At 57.2% G+C, this 15,332-nt stretch carries 16 protein-coding genes; 10 read left to right on the forward strand and 6 right to left on the reverse strand.

The features are described 5' to 3' along the window. Positions 1-7: 7 nt before the first annotated feature. Positions 8-703 carry a CidB/LrgB family autolysis modulator gene (locus ABIE02_RS06950; RefSeq protein WP_429211243.1) on the reverse strand — a complete coding sequence of 232 codons (696 nt, stop codon included), beginning with the start codon at positions 701-703 and terminating at the stop codon, positions 8-10. Beyond that, a complete protein-coding gene (locus ABIE02_RS06955; RefSeq protein WP_032612585.1) occupies positions 700-1,098 on the reverse strand; it encodes a CidA/LrgA family protein in 399 nt (132 codons plus the stop codon). The genes ABIE02_RS06950 and ABIE02_RS06955 overlap by 4 nt, the downstream gene beginning before the upstream one ends. Positions 1,099-1,284: 186 nt before the next feature. On the opposite strand from ABIE02_RS06955, the gene ABIE02_RS06960 reads away from it, so the two are divergent. The 8 genes from ABIE02_RS06960 (at position 1,285) to ABIE02_RS06995 (ending at position 10,075) form a co-directional block, all read left to right on the forward strand. Beyond that, positions 1,285-1,503, forward strand: a complete 219-nt coding sequence (locus tag ABIE02_RS06960; protein WP_032612583.1) for a ParD-like family protein — start codon at positions 1,285-1,287, stop codon at positions 1,501-1,503. After that, a complete protein-coding gene (gene map / locus ABIE02_RS06965; protein WP_032612581.1) occupies positions 1,484-2,263 on the forward strand; it encodes a type I methionyl aminopeptidase in 780 nt (259 codons plus the stop codon). Before ABIE02_RS06960 ends, map begins: the two co-directional genes overlap by 20 nt. Positions 2,264-2,353: 90 nt before the next feature. Next, on the forward strand, positions 2,354-3,286 hold the full coding sequence (gene dusC, locus ABIE02_RS06970) for a tRNA dihydrouridine(16) synthase DusC (protein WP_032612579.1): 933 nt from the start codon (positions 2,354-2,356) through the stop codon (positions 3,284-3,286). Positions 3,287-3,443: 157 nt separating this feature from the next. Then, positions 3,444-4,277 carry a BglG family transcription antiterminator LicT gene (gene licT, locus ABIE02_RS06975; RefSeq protein ID WP_059307521.1) on the forward strand — a complete coding sequence of 278 codons (834 nt, stop codon included), beginning with the start codon at positions 3,444-3,446 and terminating at the stop codon, positions 4,275-4,277. A gap of 139 nt (positions 4,278-4,416) precedes the next feature. Then, entirely contained in the window at positions 4,417-6,279 is a 1,863-nt protein-coding gene (bglF, locus tag ABIE02_RS06980) for a PTS beta-glucoside transporter subunit IIABC (RefSeq protein WP_150871814.1), read from the forward strand. A gap of 12 nt (positions 6,280-6,291) precedes the next feature. Next, entirely contained in the window at positions 6,292-7,686 is a 1,395-nt protein-coding gene (locus tag ABIE02_RS06985) for a glycoside hydrolase family 1 protein (protein ID WP_150871811.1), read from the forward strand. A gap of 144 nt (positions 7,687-7,830) precedes the next feature. After that, complete coding sequence (gene mdtQ / locus ABIE02_RS06990; RefSeq protein ID WP_336994482.1) at positions 7,831-9,249, forward strand: multidrug resistance outer membrane protein MdtQ; 1,419 nt, start codon at positions 7,831-7,833, stop codon at positions 9,247-9,249. A 52-nt stretch (positions 9,250-9,301) separates the two neighbouring features. Next, the gene (locus ABIE02_RS06995; RefSeq protein ID WP_059307525.1) at positions 9,302-10,075 is read left to right on the forward strand and encodes an SDR family oxidoreductase; all 774 of its coding nucleotides are present in this window, start codon (positions 9,302-9,304) and stop codon (positions 10,073-10,075) included. 1 nt (position 10,076) lies between these two features. On the opposite strand, the gene ABIE02_RS07000 is transcribed toward ABIE02_RS06995, so the two are convergent. Together ABIE02_RS07000 and ABIE02_RS07005 are read right to left on the reverse strand one after the other, a co-directional pair. Next, positions 10,077-10,637, reverse strand: coding sequence for a DedA family protein (locus tag ABIE02_RS07000; protein ID WP_144882972.1), 561 nt, complete (start codon positions 10,635-10,637; stop codon positions 10,077-10,079). Between the two features lie 24 nt (positions 10,638-10,661). Further along, complete coding sequence (locus tag ABIE02_RS07005; protein WP_144882971.1) at positions 10,662-10,928, reverse strand: hypothetical protein; 267 nt, start codon at positions 10,926-10,928, stop codon at positions 10,662-10,664. A 150-nt stretch (positions 10,929-11,078) separates the two neighbouring features. On the opposite strand from ABIE02_RS07005, the gene ABIE02_RS07010 reads away from it, so the two are divergent. Then, positions 11,079-11,666, forward strand: a complete 588-nt coding sequence (locus ABIE02_RS07010; RefSeq protein WP_032612563.1) for a Yip1 family protein — start codon at positions 11,079-11,081, stop codon at positions 11,664-11,666. A 167-nt stretch (positions 11,667-11,833) separates the two neighbouring features. Next, a complete protein-coding gene (gene pbpG / locus ABIE02_RS07015) occupies positions 11,834-12,754 on the forward strand; it encodes a D-alanyl-D-alanine endopeptidase (protein WP_059307528.1) in 921 nt (306 codons plus the stop codon). 64 nt (positions 12,755-12,818) lie between these two features. On the opposite strand, the gene ABIE02_RS07020 is transcribed toward pbpG, so the two are convergent. Then, positions 12,819-13,373 carry a GNAT family N-acetyltransferase gene (locus tag ABIE02_RS07020; protein WP_032612560.1) on the reverse strand — a complete coding sequence of 185 codons (555 nt, stop codon included), beginning with the start codon at positions 13,371-13,373 and terminating at the stop codon, positions 12,819-12,821. A 99-nt stretch (positions 13,374-13,472) separates the two neighbouring features. Beyond that, entirely contained in the window at positions 13,473-15,230 is a 1,758-nt protein-coding gene (gene dld / locus ABIE02_RS07025) for a D-lactate dehydrogenase (protein WP_032612558.1), read from the reverse strand. Positions 15,231-15,332: the final 102 nt, after the last annotated feature.

Here is a 15,332-nt window from a genome sequence, read left to right on the forward strand (position 1 = left end):
GCAAATTTTAGCCCATGACCGCCAGAATAATCGGGAAGAGGAACGGCGCAATCAGCGAGGTCATGATCCCGCAGATCACCAGCGCCAGGGAACTGAATGCCCCTTCCTGATAATCCAGCTCCGCGCAACGGGCGGTACCGAGGGCGTGCGAGGCGGTCCCCATCGCCAGACCACGGGCCGATTTAGTACGAATACGCATGGCATTCAGCAGCGTATGGCCCAAAACCGCCCCGAGAATACCGACATAGATGACGCACACAGCGCTGATCGCCGGGATGCCGCCAAGACTGCCGCCTACCGCCATCGCAATCGGGGTGGTCACCGATTTCGGTAAAATAGAGGCCGCAATTTCCGGGGTTGCCCCCATCAGCAGCGCCACCGAGGTGCCGGTAATCATCGCCACCAGGCTGCCAACCAGACAGATAGTGATGATCGACTTCCAGCGGGCGCGGATCTGGTGCAGCTGTTCGTACAGCGGAAACGCTAGCGCCACCACCGCAGGTTGCAGCAGATCGTTAAGCACCTTGCTGCCCTGGAAATAGTTCGCGTAGGGGATGCCGGTCAACAGCAGGAAAGGAATAATCACCACCATCGCCACCAGCAAGGGGTTAAGCAGCGGGAACTTCAGACGCACTGCCAGCTTGCGGGCGGCGAAGAAGACCGCCACGGTGAGCGGCAGGGACCAACAGATATTGGCCATCATTTTTTCTGTCCTTTTTGCCCAACCACGTTACGTTCCCCATGCGCCAGATGTGTGCTCCAGCTGACCACTAAGAAGACCACCAGCGTACTGATAGTGCAGGAAACAAATATCGGGCCAAACTGCGCGCTCAGCAGGTCGTAGTACTGCATGACACCCACGCCAATGGGCACGAACAGCAGCGCCATATAGCGGATCAGCACCGAGCAGCCGGGTTTAACCCATTGTGCCGGGAGGATTTGCAGCGCGAGCAGCACAAACAGGATCAGCATGCCAATAATGCTGCCGGGAATAGTAATTGGCAGCAGAGAGGCGAGGAATATTCCCGCATACAGGCAGGCATAAATCAGGATGAACGCGCGCAGGTACTGCCAGACAACTATCAGTGATTTATTCATGGTGAAAGCCCTTGATGAAACGCATTCATCATACAATTAAAACCCTAAACGTGCTACGGATCACATCATGACTTTTGAGCATACCAGACATTACTTATTGGAACGTTGGGCATTTCCCCAAACCAGAAGTGACAATGCCGCGCCCCTGATATACGATTTATATATGAATCATAATGGAACATATATATGGGCATCGTAAAAATCTCCGATCTTCTGCATGACGACATTCGTGATGCCAGCAAAGCCATGTCGCGTTCGGTCAACGCGCAGGCGGAATACTGGATCCGCCTCGGCATGATGAGCGAACTCTATCCTGACCTTAACCATCAGCAAATAAAGATGATGATGCTGAAATCTGGCTCCGACCGTTTACTGGAGGTGATCAATGCCATCAATTCTCATTAAGAGTGCCGATGAGTTGGCCCGTCAGCGACACGCGGGTGAACTGCTGGCGTCCGTGTTCACCATGCTGGATGAGTTTATCAAGCCTGGCGTATCAACCATGGAGATCAACAATCGTGCGGAGGCATTTATTGTGGATCAGCTTCAGTCCCGCCCCGCCAGTAAAGGGCAGTATGGCTACCCGTACGTGCTGAACACCTCGGTGAACGACGTGGTCTGCCACGGGATCCCGAAAGAGTCGGAGCACCTTAAGTCAGGCTCTATTGTCAACGTCGATATCACCCTCGAAAACGCGGGCATGATCGCCGACTCCAGTAAAATGTATCTCATTGGTGAGGTTTCCCCGCTGGCGCGCAGGTTAGTGAAAACGACTCAGGAGGGGATGTGGAAGGGGATTAAGGCGGTGAAACCGGGCGCGACCCTGGGCGATATTGGCCACGCGATCCAGTCATACGTTGAAAGCCATGGCTACAGCGTGGTGCGGGAGTATTGCGGGCACGGCATTGGCAAAGAGATGCACGAAGAGCCGCAGATCCTGCACTACGGCAAACCCGGTGAAGGCCCTGTTTTACAGGAGGGGATGGTCTTTACCATCGAACCGATGATCAATCAGGGCGACAGCCGGATCAAAACCAAGAAAGATGGCTGGACAGTGGTGACCCGTGACAAAAAGCTCTCTGCACAGTGGGAACACACCATCGCCGTGACCGCAGACGGTTTTGAGGTGCTGACGCTGCGCCCTGACGAAACCATCCCCGATTAAGGCCCAAACCCTACACGCATCGCTTTCCTGACGCTTCCCACCTTTCGCGGGAGCGGCTACTATAGCGCGTCTTTTTTTACGGGTACTGATATGCGTGTATTACTGGCACCGATGGAAGGTGTGCTCGATTCGCTGGTGCGTGAGCTGCTGACCGACGTTAACGATTATGATCACTGCATCACCGAGTTTCTGCGGGTGGTGGATATGTTGTTGCCGGTAAAATCGTTTTACAGACTCTGCCCGGAGCTGCATCACCAGAGCCGCACCCCCTCCGGCACCCGGGTGCGGATCCAGCTGCTGGGACAATATCCCGAATGGCTGGCGGAAAATGCCGCCCGCGCCGTCGAGCTGGGTTCCTGGGGCGTGGACCTGAACTGCGGCTGTCCATCGAAAATGGTCAACGGCAGCGGCGGCGGCGCCACGCTGCTTAAAGATCCTGAGCTGATCTACCGCGGCGCGAAAGCGATGCGCGAGGCGGTGCCATCTCACCTGCCGGTTACGGTGAAAGTCCGTCTGGGCTGGGACAGCGGCGACAGGCAGTTTGAAATTGCCGATGCGGTGCAGCAGGCGGGGGCCAGCGAGCTGGTGGTTCATGGCCGCACCAAAGAAGATGGTTACAAAGCCGAGCGCATTAACTGGCAGGCTATCGGCGAGATCCGCAAACGGCTGACCATCCCGGTGGTTGCTAACGGCGAAATCTGGGATCGCGAAAGCGCGCTGGCCTGTATGGCGGCGACCGGCTGCGATTCAATCATGATTGGGCGCGGGGCGCTCAACGTGCCTAACCTCAGCCGGGTGATTAAATACAACGAGCCGCGTATGCCCTGGCCAGAGGTGGTGACGCTGCTGAAGAAATACACCCGCCTCGAAAAGCAGGGCGACACCGGGCTGTACCACGTCGCGCGTATTAAGCAGTGGCTGAGTTACCTGCGTAAAGAGTACGACGAGGCCCTGGAACTGTTTCAGGAGATCCGCGCCCTGCAATCCTCCGCGGAGATTGCCCGGGTTATCCAGTCCAAATAAGCCGGGTTCGATCTGCGTCACATTTTTTAGCGGGGCGCATTGAGGCGAAGCGCGAAACTGGTAAAGTGCGTTAACTGGATTGTTACTGCTGCGGCAGGCAAAACCTGATTTTCTGGCATCTGCCGGAGGTCAGGTTTTTTTGTTTCTGGGTCATGGAATGAAAATTGCCAAAATACTGAATAACAATGTGGTGGTAGTTCTGGATGAACAGGGGCGCGAACAGGTCGTGATGGGCCGCGGGCTGGCCTTTCAAAAGCACCCTGGCGACGTGATCCCGAAAGAGAACATTGAGAAAGTGTTTGCCCTGCAAAGCGACGAGCTGGTGCATCGGCTGGGAGAGTTACTCAGCCAGATCCCGCTGGAGGTGATGACCACCTGCGATCGCATTATCGGGCTGGCAGCACAGCGGCTGGGCAAACTGCAGGAGAGCTTGTACATCACCTTAACCGACCACTGCTATTTTGCGATTGAGCGGCAGAAGAAGGGGCTGGCGATCAAAAACGTGCTCCTGTGGGACATTAAGCGGCTCTACCCGCGCGAGTTTGAGCTGGGCCAGCAGGCCCGGGCCATTATCGCTACACGGCTGGGCGTGGCGCTGGAGGAAGATGAAGCCGGGTTTATCGCACTGCATCTGGTCACGGCCCAGTTGCACAGCGAGATGCCGGAGGTGATGCACGTCACCCGGGTAATGCAGGAGATCCTGCAGCTGGTGAAATACACCTTACAGCTGGAGTATGACGAAGAGTCGCTAAGCTATCAGCGCTTCGTCACCCATCTGAAGTTTTTCGCCCAGCGGATGCTGACCCGTACCGTGGTTGCGGATGACGATGCCTCGCTGCATTCGGCGGTAAAAGACAACTACGCGAAGGCGTGGGTATGCGCCGAGAAGATTGCCCGGCATCTGCAAAAGAGTTATCAGCGCGAGCTGACTACCGAAGAGATTATGTTTCTCACCATTCATATTGAGCGTGTGAGAAAAGAGGGGCGCTAAGCCCCCACGACAAACGGATTGTTACTGCACTGTGCAGGCAAAACCTGAGCGCGGCTCCCGAAAGGGCGTCGTTCTCGGGTTTTTTTATTTTTAGGACTCAGTCAAACCCTGCCTGCGGGCAGCGAAGAAGGATACAGAGATGGAATATCAAGCACTGGCGAAGGATATTCTCGGCCACGTTGGCGGCAAAGAGAACATTGTCAGCCTGGTTCATTGCGCTACCCGGCTACGTTTCAAACTGAAAGATTCTCAACGCGCGGATGCTGAAGGGCTGAAGAACAATCCCGGGGTCATCATGGTGGTCGAAAGCGGCGGCCAGTTCCAGGTGGTGATTGGCAACCACGTTCACGACGTCTGGCAGGCTGTCTGTCAGGAGGCCGGGTTGGCAGATGACGCAGGACCCGCCGCAGAGGAGAAAGGCGAAAAAACCAGCCTCGGCGGCCACCTTATCGATATTGTCTCCGGCATCTTTACCCCCTTTATCGGCGTCCTCGCCGCCTCGGGGATCCTGAAGGGGATACTGGCGCTGGCAGTGGTGTGCGGCTGGCTGACCACCGACAGCGGCACGTACAAAATCTGGTTTGCCAGCAGTGACGCGTTGTTCTTCTTCTTCCCGCTGGTGCTGGGCTACACCGCCGGGAAAAAGTTTGGCGGCAACCCGTTTATCACTATGGTGATTGGCGGGGCGCTGGTGCATCCAACCATGATTCAGGCCTTCGAGGCCAGCCAGCAGGCGGGCGCGGCGGCCAATGCCTTCCTCTCCATTCCGGTGACCTGGTTTAATTACAGTACATCAGTCATTCCGATCATCCTCGCCGCCTGGGTTAGCTGCTGGCTGGAAAAGCAGGGCAGCAAACGTCTGCCGTCGGCGATGAAAAATTTCTTTACCCCGCTGATCTGCCTCGGCGTCACGGTACCGCTGACCTTTCTGGTGATCGGCCCTGTCGCCACCTGGCTCAGCCAGATGCTGGCGAACGGCTATCAGTGGATCTACGTGCTTGCTCCCTGGCTGGCGGGGGCGGCGATGGGCGCGGTATGGCAGGTGTGCGTTATCTTTGGCCTGCACTGGGGGCTGGTGCCGCTGATGATCAACAACCTCGCCGTGCTGGGTCATGACTCCATGCTGCCGATGCTGCTGCCAGCGGTATACGGTCAGGTGGGGGCGGCGTTAGGCGTCTTCCTGCGCAGCCGCGATGCACGGCAGAAGATGCTGGCGGGTTCTTCAGTGACGGCCGGGATCTTTGGCGTCACCGAACCGGCGGTGTATGGCGTGAACCTGCCTTTACGTCGTCCCTTTATCTTTGGCTGCGTGGCCGGGGCGGTGGGCGGCGCGATTGTCGGTTTCTTCGACACCCATGTCTACTCCTTTGGCTTCGGCAACATCTTCACCATCGCGCAGATGATCCCGCCGGGTGGGGTGGACGCCACGCTGTGGGGCGGGATTGCAGGCATGCTGGTGGCGCTGGTGCTGAGCTGTGTCCTGACGATGATGGCCGGGATGCCGGGTCGTGCGACAGAAACGGCACCGGTGGCCGTTACCCTCGATGAAAACACTGTTCTGTCACCGATGCGTGGCACGGTGCTGGCGCTGGACCATGTGCCGGACGCAACCTTTGCCAGTGGCCTGCTCGGTCAGGGCGCGGCTATCGTGCCTGCCGATAACAAAGTGATTGCCCCCTTCGCCGGGGAAGTGGCCTCACTATTTGCCACCAAACATGCCATCGGCCTGCTGAGCGACAGCGGCATCGAAGTGCTGATCCACGTCGGAATCGACACCGTGAAGCTCGACGGCAAGCCGTTTACCGCCCACGTGAAGGTGGGGGACAAAATACAGCCGGGCGATCTGCTGCTGGAGTTCGACCGTCAGGCCATTCTTGATGCCGGATATGATCTGGCGACCCCGATTATTATCAGCAACAGTGACGACTACCGTGATGTCGCGACCGTGGCGGCAACCGCCGTCCAGGCCGGCGCACCGTTACTTTGCGTCAGCCATCAGTAACAGGAGAACCGAATGAAAACTTTCCCGAATGATTTTTTATGGGGCGGCGCGGTTGCCGCGAATCAGGTCGAAGGGGCTTACCTGGAGGATGGCAAAGGGTTGTCCACCTCTGACGTCCAGCCGCAGGGGGTGTTTGGCCCGGTCGTGGAGCGGGTGGCTGGCGACAGCGGCATTAAAGACGTGGCGATCGATTTCTATCACCGCTACCCGGAAGATATCAAACTGTTCGCCGAAATGGGCTTCAACTGCCTGCGCGTCTCCATTGCCTGGACACGTATCTTCCCGAACGGCGATGAGCAGCAGCCGAACGAGGCCGGACTGGCCTTTTACGACAAGCTGTTTGACGAGCTGGCGGCGCATAACATCACCCCGCTGGTGACGCTCTCACATTACGAGATGCCGTGGGGGCTGGTGAAACAGTACGGCGGCTGGGGCAACCGTCAGGTGATCGGTTTCTTCGAACACTATGCCCGCACCGTCTTCACCCGCTATCAGCATAAGGTCAAGCTGTGGCTCACCTTTAACGAGATCAACATGTCCTTGCACGCGCCGATGACCGGCGTCGGTCTGCCGGAGACCAGCAGCAAGGCGGAGGTTTATCAGGCGATCCACCATCAGCTGGTGGCGAGCGCGCTGGCGGTAAAAGCCTGCCACGAGATTATCCCGGACGCGAAAATCGGCAACATGCTGCTGGGCGGCCTGGTCTATCCGCTGACCTGCAAGCCAGACGACGTGCTGGAAGCCCTGCAGGAGAACCGCGCCTGGCAGTTCTTCGGGGATGTGCAGTGCCGCGGGGCGTACCCGGGCTATATGCTGCGCTTCTTCCGCGATAATGGCATTACCCTTGAGATCACCGAGGCCGATCGCGAGGCGCTGAAATCGACTATCGACTTTATCTCCTTCAGCTACTACATGACCGGCTGTGTCACCACCGACGACGAGCTGAACCAGCAGGCGCGCGGCAACATCCTGAGCATGGTGCCGAACCCGCATCTGGCCAGCTCGGAGTGGGGCTGGCAGATCGACCCGGTTGGCCTGCGCACGTTACTGAACGTGCTTTGGGATCGGTATCAGAAGCCGTTGTTCATTGTTGAGAACGGTCTGGGCGCGAAGGACAAGCCGGACGCGGACGGCATGGTGCAGGACGATTACCGTATCAGCTACCTCAACGACCATCTGGTGCAGGTGCGCGAGGCGATTGAGGACGGCGTGGAGGTAATGGGCTACACCAGCTGGGGACCGATCGATCTGGTGAGCGCCTCCAGAGCGGAGCTTTCCAAACGCTACGGTTTTATCTACGTCGATCGTGACGACAGCGGGGCAGGCTCGCTGGCGCGCAGCCGCAAGAAGAGTTTTTACTGGTATCAGGAAGTGATTGCGACCCATGGCGCTTCGCTGAAAGGCTAAGGATCGCCAGGGCACCCGGCGGTGCGCCGGGTGCCTTTTCTGAATATATCCAGGTATGACAAAGTGTGGATTGCCACCGATTCCTAAAAAAACGAAGCGCTGTGAGCGTATGTTGCAGCCTTCTTTTTTTATGTGAATAACCCGATGAAACGTTCACGTTTTTACGGCTTCTGCCTGCCTCTCTCCCTGTGGCTTGTTGCCTGTGCCCCTCACCACGATACGACTGCATCGCTTAAACAGCAGGTCCCCGCCGCGACCATCGCCACCGGGCTGGCCGCCGGTCTATGGCCAAAAAATACGTGGTGGGAAGAATTCCACGATCCGCAGCTCACTGCCCTGATTGTCAAAGCGCAGGCCGACGCGCCAGATATGCAAATTGCCCGTCAGCGCATTGCCCTTGCCGAAGCCCAGGCCAAAATGGCGATGGCCTCAGAAGGGCCGGACGTTGATTTTACAGCCGATGTCGAACGGCAAAAAATGTCAGCAGAGGGGCTGATGGGGCCTTTCGCGATCACCGACCCTGCGGCTGGCACCACCGGCCCCTGGTACACTAACGGCACCCTGGGTTTAACCGCTGGCTGGGATCTGGATCTGTGGGGCAAAAACCGCGCCCAGGTGGAGGCCCGCATCGGGAAAGTCAACGCACAACGGGCAGAGCTGCAACAGACCCGCCAGCTGCTTGCTACCAGCGTGGCGCGCCTCTACTGGGAGTGGCAGACCCAGGCTGCGACCGGGCAGCTGTTAACTGCCATCAAACAGGAGCAGCAAAATATCATCAGTACCGACCGGGAGCTGTATCAGCAGGGGATTACCTCATCCGTGGAAGGGGTGGAAACCGACATCAATGCCAGTAAAACCGAAGAGCGGCTGGCGGAAGTAAACGGCAATATGAAAGCCATTGAGGCGCGTCTGCAGGCCCTGACCAACAGCGCGTCGATAACCCTCACTCCGCACGCCTTACCCACCGTCGAGACAAAATTGCCTTCCTCGCTGGGCTACTCACTGCTGGCCCGACGCCCCGATCTACAGGAGGCCCACTGGTATATCGAAGCTTCCCTGCGGGACGTGGATGCCGCAAAAGCCGCGTTTTATCCCGATATCAACCTGATGGCGTTCCTGCAACAGGATGCGCTGCACTTAAGCGATCTGTTCCGCTCCTCGGCGCAGCAAGTGGGGGTTACCGCCGGTCTGACCCTGCCTATTTTTGACAGTGGACGCCTGAATGCAAATCTCGATATCGCCCAGGCGCAAAGCAACCTGTCGGTAGCGAATTACAACAAGGCGGTGGTGGAAGCGGTGAATCAGGTGGCCCGTACCGCAAGCGAAGTCGAAACCTTAATGGCAAAAAATCAGCATCAACAGAAAATTGAAGCCGATGCCGAGCGGGTGGTGGCCCTGGCGCAGGCGCGCTACAGGGCGGGGATTGTCGCCGGTTCACGCGTCAGCGAAGCCAGACTACCCGCCCTCAAGGAACAACTCGCCGGGCTGACGCTACAGGGGCAGTACATCGATGCCACTCTCCAGCTTACCTCCGCACTGGGCGGCGGCTATCAGCATGGGTAGAAAGTGAGAAGTATCTATACTTATCTCTTTGTATTCTTTTTCGGAGGTGAGTATGGGTTCAAACAATCGTGTGGCTATTGTGACGGCATCGGATTCCGGGATCGGCAAAACCACGGCGCTGATGCTGGCGGAGCGTGGATTTGATATTGGCGTCACCTGGCACTCGGATGAAGAAGGGGCATTGAAAACCTGTCGTGAAATTGAGGCGCGCGGGCAGCGGGCAGAGGCCATTCATCTGGATCTCAGCCAGCTACCGGACGGCGCAAAGGCGATCGAGACGCTGATTTCCCGCTTTGGCCGTATCGACGTGCTGGTTAACAACGCCGGGGCGATGACCAAAGCCGCGTTTCTCGACATGGAATATGACCAGTGGCGGTCCATTTTTAAGGTCGATGTGGATGGCGCGTTTCTCTGCTCGCAGATTGCCGCCCGGCAGATGGTGAAGCAGGGAGAGGGCGGGCGCATCGTCAATATCACCTCGGTGCATGAGCATACCCCGCTGCCGGATGCCAGCGCCTATACCTCGGCCAAACATGCCCTCGGTGGCCTGACCAAGTCGATGGCGATGGAGCTGGTGCAGCACAATATTCTGGTCAATGCCGTCGCGCCCGGGGCCATCGCCACGCCGATGAACGATATGGACGACAGCGAAGTGAAGCCGGGTTCTATGCCGAATATCCCGCTGGCACGGCCGGGGCATACGAAAGAGATCGCAAGCCTCGTGGCCTGGCTGTGTGATACGGATGCCAGCTACGCCACCGGACAGTCGTTTATCGTCGATGGCGGTTTTATGCTGGGCAATCCGCAGTTTAAACCGGCAGAGTAAATTAGCTGCGGTCCCGGCGTTTCAGCCACCAGCGTACCGCGACGACCAGCACCAGCACCAGGATCAGCCAGAACCAGTGGCGCAGGTGCTGGTTTACCGAGTGCAGCCACGGCTCCAGCACTTCGCCACCGACGTAGCCTAAGGTGGTGAAGATCAGCGCCCAGACGATAGCCCCCACAATATTCAGCGGCAGGAAAATTTTGGGCGGCAGACGGCTGGCGCCGATTAACAACGGCCCGATGATGCGAAATCCGTACATAAAGCGGGTGCCGATGACGAACAGGTAGGGATGGCGTTGGATCAGCCGCTGTGCGCGGTCGATTTTTTTCTGGTGCCGGGAAAAACGGCGCAGGATCGCCGGACCAAACCGCACCCCGAGTAAATAGAGCAGCTGGTCACCGATCATCCCGCCCAGCGCGACTGCCGCCACGACCAGCGGGAAACGTAACAATCCCTGATGCGCCGCCACGCCACCCAGCAGGGTGATGGTTTCGCCTTCCGCTATGCTGCCCACAACCAACGCGGCATAGCCATACTGTGCAATGAGAGTATTAATATCCATACGATAAGCGTAGCGCAGGAAACGCTAGTTGCTGAACAGATACCCCATAACCATCATAATGATGGCCACCGCCGCGGCAAAAGCGGGCCAGGTCATAAAGGCATGTTCCGTCAGGGCCTCTTCTTTTTTGATATCGGCCAGACGCGCCAGGGCATGCTGGCTGTCAGAGGCCATAATTTCTTCAAACTGTTTTTCATAACCCTGCTCAAGCAACAACCTGGCTCCCTGCACGTTGGACTTCTCAAGGGCCGAGAGGGTATTTCCTTTTTTAAAAAAGATGAATTCCGGCATGAAAGAGGCCTTTTTGTAACCGCCTGTTTAGTAGGCATTAACATATCAGAACGCCCCGCAATTTGCTGCATTATTGCGCTGTACAAAAAATAATCTCAGGCCTGCATTATACTTGAGTTATCGCTAGCGGGCCGACAACAAGGGGGCGTTATGAACCATGTCTGGGGACTCTTTTCCCATCCCGATCGTGAAATGCACGTCATAAGAAGCGAAAACGAAACGGTCAGTCATCACTACACCCACCATGTGCTGCTGATGGCCGCGGTGCCGGTCATTTGCGCCTTTATTGGCACCACGCAAATTGGCTGGGATTTTGACGACGGCAACATTGTAAAACTCTCCTGGACCACCGGCCTGGCGCTGGCGGTGGTGTTTTATGCCCTTATGCTGGCGGGTGTCGCGGTGATGGGGCGAGTGATTTACTGGATGGCGCGTAATTATCCGCAGCGCCCTTCGCTGACGCACTGTATGGTGTTTGCCGGGTACGTGGCAACGCCGCTGTTTCTGAGCGGGATTGTGGCGCTCTATCCATTAGTCTGGCTGTGCGCCCTGGTGGGGACGCTGGCGCTGTTTTACACCGGATATCTGCTCTATATCGGTATTCCTACCTTCCTGAATATCAACAAAGAAGAGGGCCGTAGCTTCTCTGGTTCAACGCTCGCCATTGGCGTGCTGTTGCTGGAAGTGCTGCTGGCGCTGACAGTTATTCTTTGGGGTTATGGTTATCGTCTCTTCTGAGGCTCCTGCATTGCTGGTGTAATTGCCAGCAATGCAGCATCTGTTCACGATTAACTGCTGGCAGCAAGGCATCTGGACGGCTATGATGCCTTAGCCAGCCCGCGTTCGCGCTATGACCCGGGCGGTGTACGTTATTACGTGCATGAATAATTATCAGAAATCTCACCATGCTGAAATTCCGCGTTTCTTTACTGAGTCTGGCACTGTTGCTGACTGTGCCAGTGGCGACCACGGCGATCGCTAAACCTGCCGCTGTGGCTACTGCCACCCAGCCGGAGATTGCCTCCGGTAGCGCCATGATCGTCGATTTGAATACCAACAAAGTGATCTATTCCAGCCACCCCAATCTGGTGCGCCCGATCGCTTCGATTACCAAATTAATGACCGCGATGGTGGTGCTGGATGCACGACTGCCGCTGGATGAAAAACTGCGCGTCGATATCAGCCACACGCCAGAGATGAAAGGGATCTACTCCCGCGTACGCCTGAACAGCGAAATCAGCCGTAAAAACATGCTGCTGCTGGCGTTGATGTCCTCGGAAAACCGCGCCGCGGCAAGCCTCGCGCACCACTATCCGGGTGGCTATGATGCGTTTATCCGGGCGATGAACGCGAAAGCGAAGGCACTGGGGATGGTTCAGACGCACTTTGTGGAGCCGACCGGCCTGTCGATTCATAATGTCTCGACGGCGCAGGATCTGACGAGACTGCTGATTGCCACTAAGCAGTACCCACTGCTTGGCCAGCTCAGCACCACTCGCGAAGAGATGGCGACCTTCTCGAATCCGGCCTATACCCTGCCGTTTCGTAACACCAACCATCTGGTCTACCGCGATAACTGGAATATCCAGCTGACTAAAACCGGCTTTACCAACGCCGCGGGTCACTGTCTGGTCATGCGTACGGTCTTTAATGGCAAGCCGGTGGCGCTGGTGGTCATGGACGCCTTTGGCAAATATACCCACTTTGCCGATGCCAGCCGCCTGCGTACCTGGATTGAAACCGGGAAGGTGCAGCCAGTACCGGCTGCGGCGCTGAGTTATAAAAAGCAGAAAGCGGCGCAGATGGCGACGGCACAAAACGATTGAGTCGTTTGTCATCGCCGGGTGACGTGATACCGGCCTACGGTTTGTAGGCCGGGAATAATGTGTATTACTCCGGCAGCGTCCAGTCACCCTCGTTGAGGGGACGTTGCAAAATCAGCGTATCGCGCCAGTCGCCTTTTTTATAACCCACACTTCTGAGCTGTCCCGCCACTTCGAATCCGTGTTTTTTGTGCAGGCGTAACGAACCGGCATTGTTTGGCCCATCCCCGACGATAGCGATCATCTGCCGCCACGGTCCCTCTTCGCTACGGGCAATCAGGGCGCTTAACAGCGCGCTGCCAAAGCCGCGTCCGGGCGTGCTGGCCTCGACGTAAATCGACTCTTCAATAGTGTAACGGTATCCGGTGCGCGCTCGATAGTGCGTGGCGTAACAGAAGCCCACCACAATTCCCCGATAGAGCGCCACCAGCCAGGGCAATCCCTGGCTGGTCACCGTATTTATACGCTGGCGCATTTCGTCTACGGTAGGGGGAACCTCTTCAAAGGACGCGCGCCCGTGAAGGACATGCCAGGCGTAGATGGCGGCAATGGCATGCGCGTCCTCCGCCTCGGCATCGCGAACCTGAACATCAGTTTCGGAAAAAGTTTCAATAGCCGACATAGCTGTCCGCTCCTCGCAAAAAAGCCAGAGAAAGTTTTCTCTGGCGACCCGGGGTTACTCTAGTACGATTCATGAGGGCTTAACAGCAGGTCCAGTGGGCTAACTGGTTTGATCAGTAGGTTGCGGGCTATGACCCGCTGCTTCAGGCTGTTCCTTCCAGTTTTTATGCTTGGTTGTTTTTCCAATACCCGGGTTCATGCTATTTGTCGGGTCGTTTTCGCGATAAAACTGCTTTAATGCGGCCGGCGCTTCGTAAATGTGACCCACATTGTGTTCCGCGGGATATTGCGCCCCGCGCGCCCGCAGTAACTCCAGCATCTGCGCCTTCAGGGCATGGGCATCGACCCCTTTTTTGACGATGTAATCCTGATGGAAGACATAGCACATAAAGTGACCGTAATAGAGCTTATGCACCAGCTGGCTGTCGATCTCCGGCGGCAGCGTCTCAAACCAGTCGGTATCGTTGCGTCGCAGGGCAATATCCAGCGCCAGAATATCTTCCACTTCGTCGGCATGTACGGCCTGGTAGCGGATCGCGGCCCCGGCGGCGGCAAAGCGGTGTAAAAAGGCTTTGCTGCCCTCTTCAGGCGTACAGGCGAAGAAGTCGCCTTCGGCGGTTTTAAAGAACTCGGCCAGCCAGCTCTGCGCTTCGGCAATCCCATCGCCTGCCATCTTCAACAGCAGGTGATGCTCGTACTTATCTCGCCAGCTTTTCATCCGCGGCGGCAGGTGCGCCGGGAAGGCATTGCCAATCTTTTGCATAAAGCGGTCGGTAAAGTGGGGCTTAAACAGCGACACCTTCTCCAGCATCGCATCGGTGCGCCCCTTCATGGTGAAGAAGAAGGGCATCTTGTCGGTGCCGAGCTTGTCGATCATCAGGAAGGTATCTTTACCGTAGCGTTCGGCAATGTCGTAAATATCCCGGTGCATATACTCCCCGGCGACCGGCAGGTGGGTAAACTCCCCGAGAATATGACGACGAATGGTGGTCAGCACCTCCGGCTGGTTGGTGCCAATGTAAAACACCTGCTGCCGCTTCTCGGCCGGGAAGGTATCCAGCCGCACGGCAAAGACCGCCAGCTTGCCCGCACAGCCGGAGGACTCAAACAGGCGATCCGGGTCAGCGTTATAGCGGGCGGGGGTATCGGCATCGATTTCGCGCACCCGGGTGATGTAGTCATGATCGTGGGCGTGACGCCCGTCATGCAGCACATCGCTGTCCTTAACGCGATCGTCATCCAGCTTGCTGAGGATCTGCTCCGGCGTGACGCCCAGATCGATGCCCAGGTGGTTCACCAGGGTCAGTTTGCCCTGCTCGTCGATACGCGCAAACAGCGACATTTCGGTGTAGGCCGGGCCGCGCTGCACCAGCGAGCCACCGGAGTTATTGCAGATCCCGCCAATCACCGACGCGCCAATACAGGATGAGCCAATCACCGAGTGCGGCTCCCGGCCCAGCGGCTTCAGCGCTTTTTCCAGGGAATAGAGCGTGGTCCCCGGATAGGCCAGCACCTGCTCGCCTTTATCCAGCAGATGCAGCTTGTCGAGGCGCAGGGTGCTGATAATCACAATGTCGCGGTCGTAATCGTTGCCGTTCGGCGTGGAGCCTTCGGTCAGGCCGGTATTGGCCGCCTGCATCAGAATAATTTTGTCTGCCGCCACGCAGGCGCTGAGCACCCGCCACAGTTCCAGCAGCGTGCCCGGGAAAACCACCGCCAGCGCGTCCCCTTGACCGGAGCGAAAACCCTTGCGGTAGCGCGCGGTTTTCGCGGCGTCGGTCAGCAGGTGGGCTGACCCCACCAGTCGCGTCAGTTCATTAATAAAGTCGGTGTTATCGTGCGGTTGTTCAAAAGACATCATCCACCCCTTGTGGTCAGTCGAATACGTCGTCCAAAATCATAGCGCGATTAATGTTTAAGCGAACCAGTATTCACCAGAAAAATCAGAGAATAAACCCTG

It is taken from the genome of Leclercia sp. 1548 (assembly GCF_050435045.1).
GTDB classification, from domain to species: domain Bacteria; phylum Pseudomonadota; class Gammaproteobacteria; order Enterobacterales; family Enterobacteriaceae; genus Enterobacter; species Enterobacter adecarboxylatus.

Excerpts from the sequence above, each read along its gene's own strand:
- ABIE02_RS07005 (WP_144882971.1), bottom strand. The coding sequence starts at position 10,928 with ATGCCGGAATTCATCTTTTTTAAAAAAGGAAATACCCTCTCGGCCCTT.
- ABIE02_RS07000 (WP_144882972.1), bottom strand. The coding sequence starts at position 10,637 with ATGGATATTAATACTCTCATTGCACAGTATGGCTATGCCGCGTTGGTT.
- ABIE02_RS06955 (WP_032612585.1), bottom strand. The coding sequence starts at position 1,098 with ATGAATAAATCACTGATAGTTGTCTGGCAGTACCTGCGCGCGTTCATC.
- ABIE02_RS06960 (WP_032612583.1), top strand. The coding sequence starts at position 1,285 with ATGGGCATCGTAAAAATCTCCGATCTTCTGCATGACGACATTCGTGAT.
- bglF (WP_150871814.1), top strand. The coding sequence starts at position 4,417 with ATGGAATATCAAGCACTGGCGAAGGATATTCTCGGCCACGTTGGCGGC.
- ABIE02_RS07020 (WP_032612560.1), bottom strand. The coding sequence starts at position 13,373 with ATGTCGGCTATTGAAACTTTTTCCGAAACTGATGTTCAGGTTCGCGAT.
- pbpG (WP_059307528.1), top strand. The coding sequence starts at position 11,834 with ATGCTGAAATTCCGCGTTTCTTTACTGAGTCTGGCACTGTTGCTGACT.
- licT (WP_059307521.1), top strand. The coding sequence starts at position 3,444 with ATGAAAATTGCCAAAATACTGAATAACAATGTGGTGGTAGTTCTGGAT.
- ABIE02_RS07010 (WP_032612563.1), top strand. The coding sequence starts at position 11,079 with ATGAACCATGTCTGGGGACTCTTTTCCCATCCCGATCGTGAAATGCAC.
- mdtQ (WP_336994482.1), top strand. The coding sequence starts at position 7,831 with ATGAAACGTTCACGTTTTTACGGCTTCTGCCTGCCTCTCTCCCTGTGG.
- ABIE02_RS06950 (WP_429211243.1), bottom strand. The coding sequence starts at position 703 with ATGATGGCCAATATCTGTTGGTCCCTGCCGCTCACCGTGGCGGTCTTC.
- dusC (WP_032612579.1), top strand. The coding sequence starts at position 2,354 with ATGCGTGTATTACTGGCACCGATGGAAGGTGTGCTCGATTCGCTGGTG.
- ABIE02_RS06995 (WP_059307525.1), top strand. The coding sequence starts at position 9,302 with ATGGGTTCAAACAATCGTGTGGCTATTGTGACGGCATCGGATTCCGGG.
- map (WP_032612581.1), top strand. The coding sequence starts at position 1,484 with ATGCCATCAATTCTCATTAAGAGTGCCGATGAGTTGGCCCGTCAGCGA.
- ABIE02_RS06985 (WP_150871811.1), top strand. The coding sequence starts at position 6,292 with ATGAAAACTTTCCCGAATGATTTTTTATGGGGCGGCGCGGTTGCCGCG.
- dld (WP_032612558.1), bottom strand. The coding sequence starts at position 15,230 with ATGTCTTTTGAACAACCGCACGATAACACCGACTTTATTAATGAACTG.